Raw genomic sequence first — 13,419 nt, 5'->3', positions numbered from 1 at the left:
CATGCGGGGCATGCCCGTCACCCTCGGAGGTGGCACGGTGGCCGGCTTCGACGCGGCCTACGCGGAGCAGGCGGAGCGCTACCCGGGCCCCACGGCGGCCTGGCAGCCCGTGCACACCGTGTACGTCCCCGCGGACCGCTTCGACGCCCACACCGTCAGGACGTGGGGAGACACGGCCCTGGCATCCCTGGAGCGCCACCTGCCGGAGGACTCCGGCCTGTCGCCGGTGTTCGGCCCGATGCCCCGCGACCTGGCGCTGGACGTACGTCGCCGGGTGGCGCGCAAGCTCGCCGAGGAGCCCGTCGAGGACCTGCGGATCGACTTCGAGGACGGGTACGGCGCCCGCCCGGGCGCCGAGGAGGACGCCCACGCCGCCGGGGCGGCCGAGGCGGTCGCCGCGATGCACGCCGCCGGCACGCTGCCGCGACGCTGGGGCCTGCGCGTCAAGTCCTTCGCCGATGGGGATCCGGCGCGGAGCCTGCGCACGCTGGACGGCTTCCTCACCGGGGTCGTCGACCGGGCAGGGAAGCTTCCCGGAGGGTTCACGGTCACCTTTCCGAAAGTCCTGATGGAGGCCTATCTCGGGCAGTTCGCCGCATGCCTCGCGTCGCTGGAGGAGACTCTGGGACAGGCCGCGGGGACGCTGCGGTTCGAGATGCAGGTCGAGGCGCCGCAGACCGTCATGTTCCTCATGCGCTCGCCCGACCTCGTGCCCTCGCTGCGCGGTCGCCTGGCGGCGGCGCACTTCGGGGTGTTCGACTACACCGCCGCCTGCGGCCTCCCACCGGCGGAGCAGCGCCTGGACCACCCGGTGTGCGACCACGCCCGCGAGATCATGCGCGTGGCGCTCGCGGGCACCGGGGTCGAACTGTCGGACGGCTCGCTGGCCGCCTCACCTGCCTCGGACTCCACCGGCGACGTGCACGAACTGTGGCGGGCGCACTCCTCGATGGTGCGCCACTCGCTGCGCAACGGGTTCTACCAGGGCTGGGACATGCATCCCTCGCACCTGGTCAGCCGGTACGCCACCGTGTACGCCTTCCACCTGGCGACCCGGGAGGCCTACGCCGGGCGGGTGCGCGCCTGGGAGGCCCGGCGCGACGCGGGCGGCGGCGTGATGGACGAGCCGGCGACGATCAAAACCCTGACCGCCGCCCTCCACCGCGCCACGCTCGCCCTCGGCGACCCCGGGCCCGAGGTCTCCTGAGGGCGCGCCGCGATCAGAGGCGGGGTTCGGCGGGGAGATGGCCGCAGGCGGTGAGCATGGCGGGGCGGCCGACGAGCTTGACGTGCTCGCCGCGGCCGAGTGACGCGGCGAGCGCGGCCTCGGCCGCCTCGATGCCCAGCCACTGGTCGTAGGTCACGGGCCGCACGCCGCGCGACGCGAGCAGGTCGTCCAGCCGGGTGCGCGGCCCGGGGCGGCCGGTACGCCCGGCGAGGTCGGCCAGCAGCGTGCGCACGGTCTCGGCGGCGTCGGACTTGTTGGTGCCGATCACCCCGGTCGGGCCGCGCTTCAGCCAGCCCGCGACGTACTGCCCCTCGCTCACCCGCCCCGCGACGTTCGGCACGGTCATCGTCGCGGTGTCGAACGGCACGCCCGGCAGCGGCACGCTCTGGTAGCCGACCGAGCGCAGCACCATGCCGACCGGGATGGTCTCGTACTCCCCGGTGCCCACCACCCGGCCGTCGGCCAGGCGGGTGCGCTCCAGTCGCAGCGCCTCGACGCGCGAGGACCCGAGGATCTCCACCGGGCGCAGCCAGAACCGCACGTCCAGGCGGCGCGGGCGCCCCGCGGACGCCCGCAGCGACCAGGACCTCAGCACCTCCACGTTGCCCCGGATCTGCCTGGACAGCTCCCCGAGGTCGCCGGACCCGGCCTCCTCGGGACGGACGAGAACGTCGCAGTTCGCCAGCTCGCCCAGCTCTCTGAGCTCCTTGAGCGTGAACTTGGCGTGCTCGGGGCCACGCCTGCCGATCATGTGGATGCCCGTCACCTGGCTCTTGGCGAGCCGGTCGAGCACCTCCTCCGGCACGTCGGTGGACCGCAGCTCGTCGGCGGTCTTGGCCAGGATGCGCACCACGTCGACCGCGACGTTGCCGACGCCGATCACGGCCACCTCGGTGCTGTCGAGGGAGAAGGCGTCGGGCGGCATGTCGGGGTGGCCGCAGTACCAGTTGACGAAGTCGGTGGCGGCCACGCTGCCGGGGAGGTCCTCGCCCGGGATGCCGAGATGCCGGTCGACCATGGCGCCCGTGCAGTAGACGACCGCGTCGTAGGAGTCGGCCAGATCGCCGGCCGAGACGTCGGAACCGAGCTCCACACCGCCGAGGAAGCGCACAGAGGGCAGCTCCAGCACCTTCCGCAGGTAGCCGGCGATCGACTTGATAGAGGTGTGGTCGGGCGCGACGCCGTACCTCACCAGGCCGTACGGCGTGGGCAGCCGGTCCAGCACGTCGATCTCGACGGGCTCTCCCGCCTGCTTCGTCAGTGCCTCGGCCGTGTAGATCCCGGCGGGACCCGATCCCACGATCGCCACGCGGAGCGACATGTGACCTCCTTAGCGGGACCTGCCGGCCCCACGGTGTCATGCGCCGATTCTCGCGGAACGCGGTCCTCCCGACCAGAGTCGCACGCCGGAGGCGATCGCAATAATCCGGTTCCGTTACCGGCTCCGCCGCCGCGGGCGCCGTCGGCTCGGGGTCGGCCGGCGGCGGCGGGGAGGTAAATCGGGCGACGTCCCCGCCGGACTCGATAGCCTGTATACCTGTCAATCCCCGCGACCGAGGAGTAGCCGTGCTGCTGCGTATGTCCACCCTGTTCCTGCGCACCCTGCGTGAGGATCCGGCGGACGCGGAAGTGCCGAGCCACAAGCTGCTCGTCCGCGCCGGCTACGTCCGCCGCGTCGCCCCGGGCATCTACTCGTGGCTGCCCCTCGGAAAGATCGTCATGGAGAACGTCGCCCGCGTCGTGCGCGAGGAGATGAACGCCATGGGCGGCCAGGAGGTCCTCTTCCCCGCGCTGCTGCCCCGTGACTACTACGAGGCGACCGGGCGCTGGACCGAGTACGGCGACACGCTGTTCCGGCTCAAGGACCGCAAGGGCGCCGACTACCTGCTCGGGCCCACGCACGAAGAGATGTTCACCGACATGGTGAAGGGGGAGTACTCCTCCTACAAGGACTATCCGGTCATCCTCTATCAAATCCAGACGAAGTATCGCGACGAGGCGCGTCCCCGGGCCGGCATCCTGCGCGGGCGCGAGTTCATCATGAAGGACTCCTACTCCTTCGACCTCGACGACGACGGCCTCAAGCGCTCCTACGAGCTGCACCGCGAGGCCTACATCAAGATGTTCGACCGGCTCGGCATCCACTACAAGATCTGCTTCGCGATGTCCGGCGCGATGGGCGGCTCGGCCTCCGAGGAGTTCCTCGCCCCCACCCCCACCGGCGAGGACACCTTCGTGGCCTGCCACAACTGCGGGTACGCCGCCAACGCCGAGGCGTTCGTCACGCCCGCGCCGCCGGCCGTGACCACCGAGCACCCCGCCCTCGAGGTCCTCGACACCCCCGACACCCCGACCATCGACTCGCTGGTCTCCTTGGTCAACGAGCGGTACGGCCTGGGCGTGACCGCCGCAGACACCCTCAAGAACATCGTGGTCAAGGTGCGCACCCCCGGGTCCGACGAGATCGAGACCCTGATCGTCGGCATCCCCGGAGACCGGGAGGTCGACTTCAAGCGGCTGGAGGCCACGCTCTCGCCCGGCGTCCCGGAGATCTTCGAGGCGGCCGACTTCGCGAAGCACCCCGGCCTCGTACGCGGCTACATCGGTCCCCAGGTGCTCAAGGAGCTCGGCATCCGCTACCTGGTGGACCCCCGCGTCGTCACGGGGTCCTCGTGGGTCACCGGCGCCAACGAGCAGGGCCGGCACGCGGCGCACGTCGTGGCGGGCCGCGACTTCGAGCCCGACGGCACGATCGAGGCCGCCGAGGTGCGCGCCGGCGACTCCTGCCCCCGGTGCGCCCACCCGCTGTCCATCGACCGCGGCATCGAGATCGGCCACATCTTCCAGCTCGGCCGCAAGTACGCCGACGCCGCCGGCCTCGACGCCCTCGGCCCCGACGGCAAGCCCATCCGCGTCACCATGGGGTCCTACGGGGTCGGCGTCTCGCGCGCCGTGGCCGTGCTCGCCGAGCAGAAGCACGACGAGCTGGGCCTGGTCTGGCCGCGCGAGGTCGCGCCCGCCGACGTCCACATCGTCGGCACCGGCAAGGACAACCAGGTCGAGGTGGCGCTGCAGCTCGCCGAGGAGCTGGAGGCCAAGGGCCTGCGCGTCCTCGTCGACGACCGCGCCGGGGTCTCGCCGGGCGTGAAGTTCAAGGACGCCGAGCTGCTCGGCGTCCCGACGATCCTGATCGTCGGCCGCGGGCTCGCGCAGGGCGTCGTGGAGCTGCGCGACCGGGCGACCGGCGTCAAGGAGGAGATCCCGCTCGCCGAGGCCGCGAGCCGCGTGCTCGCCGCCGCCTCCGAGCCCACGCCGCTCACCTCCGGAGCCTGACCGGCCTCGCCGCACCCGGCATGGCAAAGGGCCCGCCGCCTCTCGGCCTGAGGTGGCGAGCCCTCGTCACGCGCCGTGCAGAGTCGAACTGAACGGCGCGCGGCTCCAGGTGCCGGGGGACCGGCTCGGACCGGCCGGGCCTAGTCCCGGTTGCCGCGCGTCTTGCGCCAGTGAAAGCCGCCCGGCAGGTTCACGGTGATGGTGCGTCGTCCGTCGGCGCCCTTGGTGACACGGAATCCACGTCCGCCGTAGCTGTGCCCGACACCGCTCCGCGAAAGGTTGAGCCTGAACGGCCCCATCTTGATCGATTTACGGTAACTCCAGCCCATGTGCTCCTCCGTGCGTCCGATGGACGGGCAACTACCCCGGGCATCGCCCGCAAACGTGGACACAAAGGGAAAACCGGCTCACTGGTCCAGGGAGACCGGCGGAGACATGCTCGGCTCGCCCGTCGCGGGCGGCTCGCCCGTCGCGGGCGGCGCGCTCGGCTCGGGCGCCGGCAGGCCCGGCAGGGTGGCGATCGCCGGGCGCCAGCCGTACGACCGGACCGCGCACTCCTGCATCGCCAGCGCGGCGAGCCGCCGCAGCGCGGGGTCGCGCACGGCGGCCAGCTCGAGGTAGGCCGCCGTCACGCGGTCTTCGACCAGCGCGGCCAGGCGTGCCGCGTCCGCGGCCGCCGTCACGGGGAACGGCAGCTCGTAGGCCGTGCCGGACTCCGAGGGCGTGCCGCCCCTGGCGGTGATCAGCCCGCGGATCTGGTCGCGCCTGGCCCGGTGGGCGTTGAAGCCCGCGGTCGCGGAGGATCGCCGTCCGCCGATCGTGCGTGCGCCGACGACGCCGTAGGCGTACACCGCCGCGTGCTCGGCGTCGAGCACCTTGTTGAGCGTCTGGAGGGCGTCGGCGTCGAGCGCCCGGAGGGCGCGGGTCACGACGCCCTCGCCAGCGCCGCGGCGTGCGCGGCCTCGCAGGCGCCGATGGAGGCGAGCAACTGCGCCAGCGCCGGCGAGACCGTCCCCATCTGGCGGGGGCGGGCGGCCGCCGCCTTGCGCTCCATCTCGCGCAGCCTGCCGACCGAGACCGCCGCCGGGGACGCGGAGCCCCCGGAGCTCGCCGAGCCCGACGGGGCGGGCGAGGAGGCGGAGGGCGTCGCGGCCGCCGGCAGGCGCCGCCGCAGCTCCGCAAGGTGGGCCTCGTGACGTTGCTGGAACGGGCGCAGCCTGGCGGCCGTCTTGCCGCCCGGGCCCGCGGCCTGCCGGTAGAGGGCCACCATCTGCTCCTTGTCGGCGATCACGCTGGTGAGCAGCACGGTCTCCGGGTCGGGCGGCTTGGGAGTGCTCGGCGGGGCCTGCTGCTCTCCTGAGCAGCCGGCGACGGCCGCGGCGAGCGCCCCGGCGGCGGTGCCGCGTAGCACCGCGCGCCGGGTCAGGGCACGCTGACGCACGGTGCGGCCTCCTGTGGATGACGGCTTTTCCTGGCTTGGCACATAGCATCGTACGGCGCGTCACCCGGTGGGTAACCGAGTGGCGCTCTTTCCGTGCCCCGGTGTCGATAGGCTGGTGAACCGTTGGGCGAGGTACGCCTTCGGCCGTCTTTGACGACGGCCGATGAAACAACTGGGAGGTCAGCATGGGCGCAGACGCTCGACGTGACCGCCTGATCAAACTTCTTGAACCCGTCGCGGCCGCGGAGGGTCTTGACCTCGAGGACGTCACGATCACTCCTGCGGGCAAGCGGCGGCTCCTGCGCATCATCGTGGACGGCGACGACGGGGTGAGCCTGGACAAGGTCGCCGACGTCAGCCAGCGGGTGTCGCAGGCGCTCGACGACAGCGACGTGATGGGCGGCAGCCCATACGTCCTGGAGGTCACCTCGCCCGGGGTCGACCGCCCGCTGACCGAGCCGCGCCACTGGCGCCGCGCCAAGGGCAGACTGGTGAAGGCCGACCTGCACGACGGCACCTCGCTGGAGGGCCGCGTGCTGGCCGTCGGCGAGTCCGGCGTCGAGATCTCGCTGGGTGACGCCTCGCGTCCGCTGGCTTGGGACGAGCTCGTCAAGGGGCGGGTGCAGGTGGAGTTCCGCCGGTTGGACGAAGACGTGCTCGACGATGAAGAAGACGCCGGCGACGACGACGGCGACGAGGGCTAGGGGGGAGCCTTGTGGACATTGACATGAGCGTCCTGCGCAGCCTGGAGCGGGAGAAGGACATCTCCTTCGACCTGGTCGTCAAGGCGATCGAGGACGCATTGCTGATCGCGTACTTCCGCACCGAGGGTGCGGCCGCCAAGGCGCGTGCGGAGCTCGACCGCACCTCCGGGCACGTGATGATCTACGCAGCCGAGCTCGACGACGAGGGACGCGTCGTCAGGGAGTACGAGGACACCCCCGGCAACTTCAGCCGCATCGCGGCGACCACGGCCAAGCAGGTGATCCTCCAGCAGCTCAGGGACGCCGAGGACGAGATCAACTTCGGCGAGTTCGCCAGCCGCGAGGGCGAGCTGGTCGCCGGGGTGATCCAGCAGGGCAAGGATCCCCGGGTCGTGCTGGTCGACCTCGGCAAGATCGAGGCCATCCTGCCGCACAACGAGCAGGTGCCCGGCGAGGAGTACATCCACGGCGAGCGGCTGCGCTGCTACGTCGTGCAGGTGAAGAAGGGGCACAAGGGGCCGTCGGTCACCCTGTCGCGCACCCATCCGAACCTGGTGAAGAAGCTCTTCGCCCTGGAGGTCCCCGAGATCGCCGACGGCACGGTGGAGATCGCCGCCATCGCGCGCGAGGCGGGTCACCGTACCAAGATCGCGGTCCGCTCGCGCCGAGGCGGCGTCAACGCCAAGGGCGCGTGCATCGGCCCGATGGGGTCGCGGGTGCGCAACGTGATGACCGAGCTGCACGGCGAGAAGATCGACATCATCGACTGGTCGGACGATCCCGCGGAGTTCGTCGGGAATGCTTTGTCGCCCGCGCGGGTTTCACATGTCGAGGTGATCGACCTCGAAGGTCGTGTCGCCCGGGTCACCGTGCCCGACTACCAGCTCTCCCTCGCGATCGGCAAGGAAGGGCAGAACGCCCGGCTCGCCGCTCGTCTCACCGGATGGCGCATTGACATCCGTCCCGATACGCAGACGACCGCGGCGGGGGATGCGGTCGGTCCCGCCGATGCCTCCACAAGGTAAGCTGGATTACGGTGGCCGGGCGGTCCCGCTGAGAACATGCGTGGGCTGCCGGGTTCGCACGGTAAAGTCCGAGCTGCTCCGCCTGGTGGTGGTCGGGAGTGAGATCATTCCTGACCAGCGAGGACGGCTGCAGGGTCGTGGTGCTTATGTACATCCGGCCCTGAGTTGCCTGGAGCTCGCCGAGCGTCGCCGGGCGTTTCCGCGCTCGTTCCGTGTCGCGGGACCGCTCGACGTGGCGCGTCTTCGAGCTCATCTTGCGGGGCTTGACGCCGAGTAGGACCGGGTGAATGGTTACCAACTGTCATGTAGGACGCCGAGTCGATAGGCGGGTCAGATAGCGATGAGCGCCTGATGAGCATGCGGCGATGAGTACGTCTAGGTAGCGACGGTCCGGCGGCACAGCCTCCCGGGCCGAGTTAGGGAGTGCAGTGGCGAAGGTCCGAGTCTACGAGCTCGCCAAGGAGTTCGGAGTAGAGAGCAAGGTCGTGATGGCCAAGCTCCAAGAAATGGGCGAGTTCGTGCGATCGGCGTCTTCAACGATAGAAGCGCCGGTGGTCCGCAAGCTTACGGAGGCCCTCAAGGGGTCCTCCGATTCCAGGGGCGGCGACAGGTCGTCCAGGGCGCCGAAGGCGTCCCCCCGGCCGGCACAGAGCCAGGCCGGCAACGGCGCGGCGGCGCCAGGCCAGACGGTTCCGAGGCCGGGTCCCGGCCCGAAGCCGGGTCCACGACCCGGTCCCGCGAACGTCGCGCCGCGTCCGCCCGTTCCGATGCCCCATGTCAACCAGCCTCCGCAGGAGGACACCCGTCCGGCGGCTCCGCGTCCCGAGGCCGCTCGCGCCGAGGCCGCCCAGCCTGAGGCCGCCCGTCCCGAGGCCGAGCGCCCCGTGACGCCGCGTCCTGACCTGCCGCGGTCCGAGGCGCCCCGGTTCGAGGCCCCTCGTTCCGACACACGCCCGGCCTCGCCTGGTGCGCGTCCCGGTTCCGGCCCGAGGCCGGGGCCCCGGCCCGGTCCGGCCCAGCGTCCGGCGGCCTCTTCGGCGCCCGGCGCCGGTGCGCCCGGTGGCGCTCCGGCGGGTCCGCGTTCCGGCGCTCCGGCGTCGGGCGGCGCCCCGCGTCCCGGAGGTCCCAAGCCGGGCCCGCGTGGCCCGCGTCCGGGCAACAACCCGTTCTCGTCCAACGCGAGCGGCATGGGCCAGCGTCCGGCGCGTCCGGGCCGCGAGGGCGGTGCCCCTCCCGGCCGTGACGGCGCTCCTCGTGACGCCGGTCCCCGCGAGCCGCGCCGTGACGGCGCCGGTCCTCGCGAGCCTCGCCGTGAGGGTCCCCGCGATGGCGCGATGCCGCGTCCCCCCGGTGCGCGTTCCGGGCCTCCCGGTGCGGCCGGTCCGCGTCCGGGTCCCGGCGCCGGCGGTCCGCGTCCCGGTCCCGGTGCGGGTGGCCCCCGTCCCGGTGGTCCGCGTCCGAACCCGATGATGATGCCTTCCCGCCCGGCCGGTCCCGGCCAGGGTGGCGGTGGCGGCGCCGGTCGTCCCGGTGGCGGCGGTGGCCGTCCCGGCGGTGGCGGTGGCCGTCCCGGTGGCGGCGGTGGCGGCGCGGGCCGTCCCGGTGGCGGCGGCGGCTTCAGCGGCCCCCGCACGGGCACCGGTGGCCGTCCCGGCGGCGCCGGCGCGGGTGCCGGTGGTGGCGGCGGCGGCGGTGGTTTCGCCGGTCGTCCCGGTGGCGGCGGCGCTCGTGGCCGTGGTGGCACGGCGGGTGCCTTCGGGCGTCCCGGCGGCCGTCCGACGCGTGGCCGCAAGTCCAAGCGCCAGAGGCGTCAAGAGTTCGACAACATGCAGGCGCCTTCGATCGGCGGCGTGCAGGTCCCCCGTGGCACGGGCCAGACCCTGCGCCTCCCGCGTGGAGCCTCGCTGTCCGACTTCGCCGACAAGATCGGTGCGAACCCCGCGTCGCTGGTGCAGATCATGCTGCACCTCGGCGAGATGGTGACCGCCACCCAGTCGGTGAACGAGGAGACCCTGCAGCTGCTGGGTGCCGAGCTCAACTACGCCATCCAGGTCGTCAGCCCGGAGGAGGAGGACCGCGAGCTTCTCGAGGCCTTCGACATCGAGTTCGGCGAGGACGAGGGCGACGAGAGCGATCTCGCGCCGCGTCCGCCGGTCGTGACCGTCATGGGTCACGTCGACCACGGTAAGACCAAGCTGCTCGACGCGATCCGCAACACCAACGTCGTGGCCCGTGAGGCCGGTGGCATCACCCAGCACATCGGTGCCTACCAGGTCGCCACCGAGCACGAAGGCCAGGATCGGAAGATCACCTTCATCGACACCCCGGGTCACGAGGCGTTCACCGCCATGCGTGCCCGTGGTGCCCAGGCGACCGACATCGCCGTGCTGGTGGTCGCCGCCGACGACGGTGTGAAGCCGCAGACCATCGAGGCCCTCAACCACGCCCACGCGGCGGAGGTCCCCGTGGTGGTCGCGGTCAACAAGATCGACAAGGAGGGCGCGGACCCGACGAAGGTGCGGGCCCAGCTCACCGAGTACGGTCTGGTGGCCGAGGAGTACGGCGGCTCGACGATGTTCGTCGACATCTCCGCCAAGGAGGGTCTCGGCATCGACGACCTGCTCGAGGCGATCCTGCTGACGGCCGACGCCGAGCTCGACCTTCGGGCGAACCCGACGATGGACGCCCAGGGCATCGCGATCGAAGCCCACCTGGACAAGGGCCGTGGCCCCGTGGCGACCGTGCTCGTGCAGCGCGGCACGCTCCGGGTCGGCGACTCGATCGTCTGTGGCGAGGCCTTCGGCCGCGTCCGGGCGATGCTGGACGACAGCGGCGAGCAGGTCACCGAGGCCGACCCGTCGCGTCCGGTCCTGGTGCTGGGTCTCACGGCCGTGCCGAGCGCCGGTGACAACTTCATCGTCGTCACCGACGACCGGATGGCCCGCCAGATCGCCCAGCAGCGGGCGGCCCGGCAGCGCATCGCCGACATGGCGAGGTCCAGCCGCCGTCGCACGCTCGAAGAGCTCTTCAGCGACATGGAGAAGGGCAAGGTCGACGAGCTCAAGCTCATCATCAAGGGTGACGTCTCCGGTTCCGTGGAGGCCCTCGAGGATGCGCTGCTCAAGATCGATGTCGGCGAGGAGGTGCGCCTGCGGGTGCTCCACCGTGCGGTCGGCGCGATCACCGAGTACGACGTCAACCTGGCGATCGCGGACGACAACGCCGTCATCATCGGCTTCAACGTGCGACCCGAGGTCCGGGCGCGCGACCTGGCCGAGCGCGAGGGCGTCGACATCCGCTACTACTCGGTCATCTACCAGGCGATCGAGGAGATCGAGGCGGCCCTCAAGGGCATGCTGAAGCCGGAGTTCGAGGAGGCCCAGACGGGCACCGCCGAAGTCCGCGAGGTCTTCAAGGTCCCGAAGATCGGCAACGTGGCGGGCTGTCTGGTCCGCTCGGGCACGATCACCCGCAACAGCAAGGCCCGGATCATCCGCGACGGTGTCGTCGTGGCCGACAACCTCACTGTTTCGTCGCTGCGCCGCTTCAAGGACGACGCGACCGAGGTCCGCGAGGGCTTCGAGTGTGGTATCGGTCTCGGATACAGCGACATCAAGATCGACGACGTCATCGAGACGTTCGAGATGCGGGAGAAGCCGCGCGCCTGACGGTGCGAGGAAGCACGGCGGCGGGTGTTCGTGGGTCCGTCCCACGAACACCCCCGCCTTCCTTCACCCCCGGCCCGTGGCGACAGCCATGTACATAGGTGCTCTGACTCTGGACATCCTGCTGGGCGACGTGCATTCGCTGAAGCAGAAGCGCTCTGTGGTGCGCCCTCTCATCGCCGAGGTGCGCCGCCGGTTCCCAGCGGTCGCGGTGGCCGAGACCGGCCATCTCGACCTCCACCGCCGCACCGAGATCGGCGTCGCCGTGGTGTCGGCGACCGCCGTCAACTGCGGTGAGGTGCTCGAGGCCTGCGAGCGGCTGGTCGCCTTCCATCCGGAAATCGAGCTGCTGTCCGCGAGGCGACGACTCTTCAACGAGGACGAAGATTAGGGGCCTGCGGGAAGCCGGGCTTCCCGCAGACCGTTAAGCGAGTAAAGCGAGCAAAGAGGGGGAGCGCGATCGTGGACGCAGCACGCGCCCGTAAACTTGCGGACCGCATTCAGCAGATTGTCGCCGAGATGCTGGAACGGCGGATCAAGGATCCCCGCCTCGGCTTCGTGACGGTCACCGACACGAAGATCACCGGTGATCTCCGTGACGCGACGGTCTTCTACACCGTGTTCGGCTCCGAGGCCGAGCGAGCCGACACCGCCGCCGCCCTGGAGAGTGCCAAGGGCATCATCCGCGCGGAGGTGGGACGCCAGACGGGTGTCCGGTTCACCCCGACGCTGACCTTCAGCCACGACCCCCTGCCCGACAGCGCGCGCCACCTCGACGGGCTGCTCGCCGAGGCCAGGGCCCGTGACGAGGAGATCGCGAAGAAGGCCGAGAACGCCGTCCATGCCGGCGAGCCCGACCCCTACCGCAAGCCCGGCGAGGAGGACCACGAGGGCGAGGACGAGGCGGTGGGAGAGATCGGCGCCGAGGCGCACGACCGGGCGGGGCGTTTCGCGCAGTGACGTCCGACCCACGACCGCACACCCAGCCTCCCGCCGCCGCGCCGGCGGTGCGGGAGGATGACTGGCGCCGGGCCGCCGACCTCCTCCGGGACGCGGACGAGGTGGCGCTGATCTGCCACGTCACCCCCGACGGCGACGCACTCGGCTCGATGCTCGGCCTAGGCATGGCGCTGCGCCGGGCGGGCAAGCGGGTGGTCGCGTCGTTCGGCGACCGCCACTTCGCCGTGCCGCGCCTGCTGCGCTTCCTTCCCGGGCAGGAACTGCTGGTCGAGCCTGCGGCCTACCCGGCGGAGCCCGGCCTGATGGTGAGCTTCGACGTCCCCACGATCGACCGCCTCGGCCTGCTCACGCCCAACGCGGGCAAGGCCAAGGAACTGATCGTCGTGGACCACCATCCCTCCAACACCGGGTTCGGCACCGTCCCCATCGTCGACCCGTCCGCCGCGTCGACGTCCATGCTGGTGGAGCAGTTGCTGGCGCGGCTGGGCTACGAGGTCGACCGCGACATCGCGACCTGCCTGTACACCGGCCTGGTCACCGACACCGGGTCCTTCAAGCACTCCTCCACCACCGCCGCCGTGCACGAGATGGCGGCGAGGCTGGTGGCGACCGGCCTGCGCACCGACGAGATCGCCCGCGAGCTGTGGGACCGTTCTCCGTTCTGCTACCTGAAGCTCCTCGGCGCGGTCCTCGGCAGGGTCACGCTCGACGAGCGGGCCGCCGGCGGGCTCGGCATGGTGTGGACCTACGTGACCCGCGCCGACCGCGCCGCGTACTGCCTGCCGTACGAGGAGTGCGAGGGGATCATCGACGTGATCCGCCGCACCGACGAGCCCGACATCGCGGTCGTGCTCAAGGAGGACGACGAGGGGTCCTGGCAGGTCTCCACGCGCTCCAAGGGCGGGGCGGACGTTGGCCGGGCCTGCACGGCCCTGGGCGGCGGCGGCCACGTCCGCGCGGCGGGGTTCACCTCGCACGACTCCCCGGAGGAGACCATCGCGAAGCTCAGCGCCCTCCTCGGCCCCTCCACCTGACCCGTTCGTTCCCGTGACCCCGCGGATGA

At 71.6% G+C, this 13,419-nt stretch carries 13 protein-coding genes; 9 read left to right on the top strand and 4 right to left on the bottom strand.

The genetic code is table 11. From position 1 onward, the window contains the following. Nucleotides 1–10: 10 nt before the first annotated feature. Nucleotides 11–1,207, top strand: a complete 1,197-nt coding sequence (locus MYF83_RS12125) for a DUF6986 family protein (protein ID WP_248960362.1) — start codon at nucleotides 11–13, stop codon at nucleotides 1,205–1,207. Nucleotides 1,208–1,220: 13 nt separating this feature from the next. Here the strand turns inward: MYF83_RS12125 and MYF83_RS12120 are convergent, their stop codons facing one another. Further along, on the bottom strand, nucleotides 1,221–2,549 hold the full coding sequence (locus MYF83_RS12120) for an FAD-dependent oxidoreductase (RefSeq protein WP_248960361.1): 1,329 nt from the start codon (nucleotides 2,547–2,549) through the stop codon (nucleotides 1,221–1,223). A 245-nt stretch (nucleotides 2,550–2,794) separates the two neighbouring features. Between MYF83_RS12120 and MYF83_RS12115 the strand changes: the two genes are divergently transcribed. Beyond that, entirely contained in the window at nucleotides 2,795–4,561 is a 1,767-nt protein-coding gene (locus tag MYF83_RS12115; protein WP_248960360.1) for a proline--tRNA ligase, read from the top strand. Nucleotides 4,562–4,701: 140 nt separating this feature from the next. Here MYF83_RS12115 and MYF83_RS12110 read toward each other — a convergent pair whose 3' ends face one another. The 3 genes from MYF83_RS12110 to MYF83_RS43715 form a co-directional block, all read right to left on the bottom strand. Beyond that, nucleotides 4,702–4,890, bottom strand: a complete 189-nt coding sequence (locus MYF83_RS12110) for a DUF4236 domain-containing protein (protein ID WP_248960359.1) — start codon at nucleotides 4,888–4,890, stop codon at nucleotides 4,702–4,704. A gap of 78 nt (nucleotides 4,891–4,968) precedes the next feature. After that, nucleotides 4,969–5,490 carry a ferritin-like domain-containing protein gene (locus MYF83_RS43720; protein ID WP_248960358.1) on the bottom strand — a complete coding sequence of 174 codons (522 nt, stop codon included), beginning with the start codon at nucleotides 5,488–5,490 and terminating at the stop codon, nucleotides 4,969–4,971. Continuing rightward, nucleotides 5,487–6,002, bottom strand: coding sequence for a twin-arginine translocation signal domain-containing protein (locus tag MYF83_RS43715; RefSeq protein ID WP_248960357.1), 516 nt, complete (start codon nucleotides 6,000–6,002; stop codon nucleotides 5,487–5,489). Before MYF83_RS43715 ends, MYF83_RS43720 begins: the two co-directional genes overlap by 4 nt. Nucleotides 6,003–6,187: 185 nt before the next feature. Between MYF83_RS43715 and rimP the strand changes: the two genes are divergently transcribed. The 7 genes from rimP (at nucleotide 6,188) to MYF83_RS12065 (ending at nucleotide 13,390) form a co-directional block, all read left to right on the top strand. Continuing rightward, nucleotides 6,188–6,706, top strand: coding sequence for a ribosome maturation factor RimP (gene rimP, locus MYF83_RS12095; RefSeq protein WP_248960356.1), 519 nt, complete (start codon nucleotides 6,188–6,190; stop codon nucleotides 6,704–6,706). A 23-nt stretch (nucleotides 6,707–6,729) separates the two neighbouring features. After that, nucleotides 6,730–7,731, top strand: coding sequence for a transcription termination factor NusA (gene nusA, locus MYF83_RS12090; RefSeq protein WP_248960355.1), 1,002 nt, complete (start codon nucleotides 6,730–6,732; stop codon nucleotides 7,729–7,731). After that, a complete protein-coding gene (locus MYF83_RS12085) occupies nucleotides 7,697–8,008 on the top strand; it encodes a YlxR family protein (protein ID WP_308201435.1) in 312 nt (103 codons plus the stop codon). Before nusA ends, MYF83_RS12085 begins: the two co-directional genes overlap by 35 nt. A gap of 151 nt (nucleotides 8,009–8,159) precedes the next feature. After that, nucleotides 8,160–11,399, top strand: a complete 3,240-nt coding sequence (infB, locus tag MYF83_RS12080; protein WP_248960353.1) for a translation initiation factor IF-2 — start codon at nucleotides 8,160–8,162, stop codon at nucleotides 11,397–11,399. Between the two features lie 88 nt (nucleotides 11,400–11,487). Then, nucleotides 11,488–11,787, top strand: coding sequence for a DUF503 domain-containing protein (locus tag MYF83_RS12075; RefSeq protein ID WP_248960352.1), 300 nt, complete (start codon nucleotides 11,488–11,490; stop codon nucleotides 11,785–11,787). Nucleotides 11,788–11,855: 68 nt separating this feature from the next. Continuing rightward, the gene (gene rbfA / locus MYF83_RS12070; protein ID WP_248960435.1) at nucleotides 11,856–12,356 is read left to right on the top strand and encodes a 30S ribosome-binding factor RbfA; all 501 of its coding nucleotides are present in this window, start codon (nucleotides 11,856–11,858) and stop codon (nucleotides 12,354–12,356) included. Continuing rightward, entirely contained in the window at nucleotides 12,353–13,390 is a 1,038-nt protein-coding gene (locus MYF83_RS12065) for a DHH family phosphoesterase (RefSeq protein WP_248960351.1), read from the top strand. The genes rbfA and MYF83_RS12065 overlap by 4 nt, the downstream gene beginning before the upstream one ends. Nucleotides 13,391–13,419 lie beyond the last annotated feature (29 nt).

The organism is Sphaerisporangium perillae (assembly GCF_023276435.1).
Classification (GTDB): Bacteria; Actinomycetota; Actinomycetes; order Streptosporangiales; family Streptosporangiaceae; genus Sphaerisporangium; species Sphaerisporangium perillae.
This window is presented reverse-complemented; position numbering and strand designations above follow the sequence as displayed.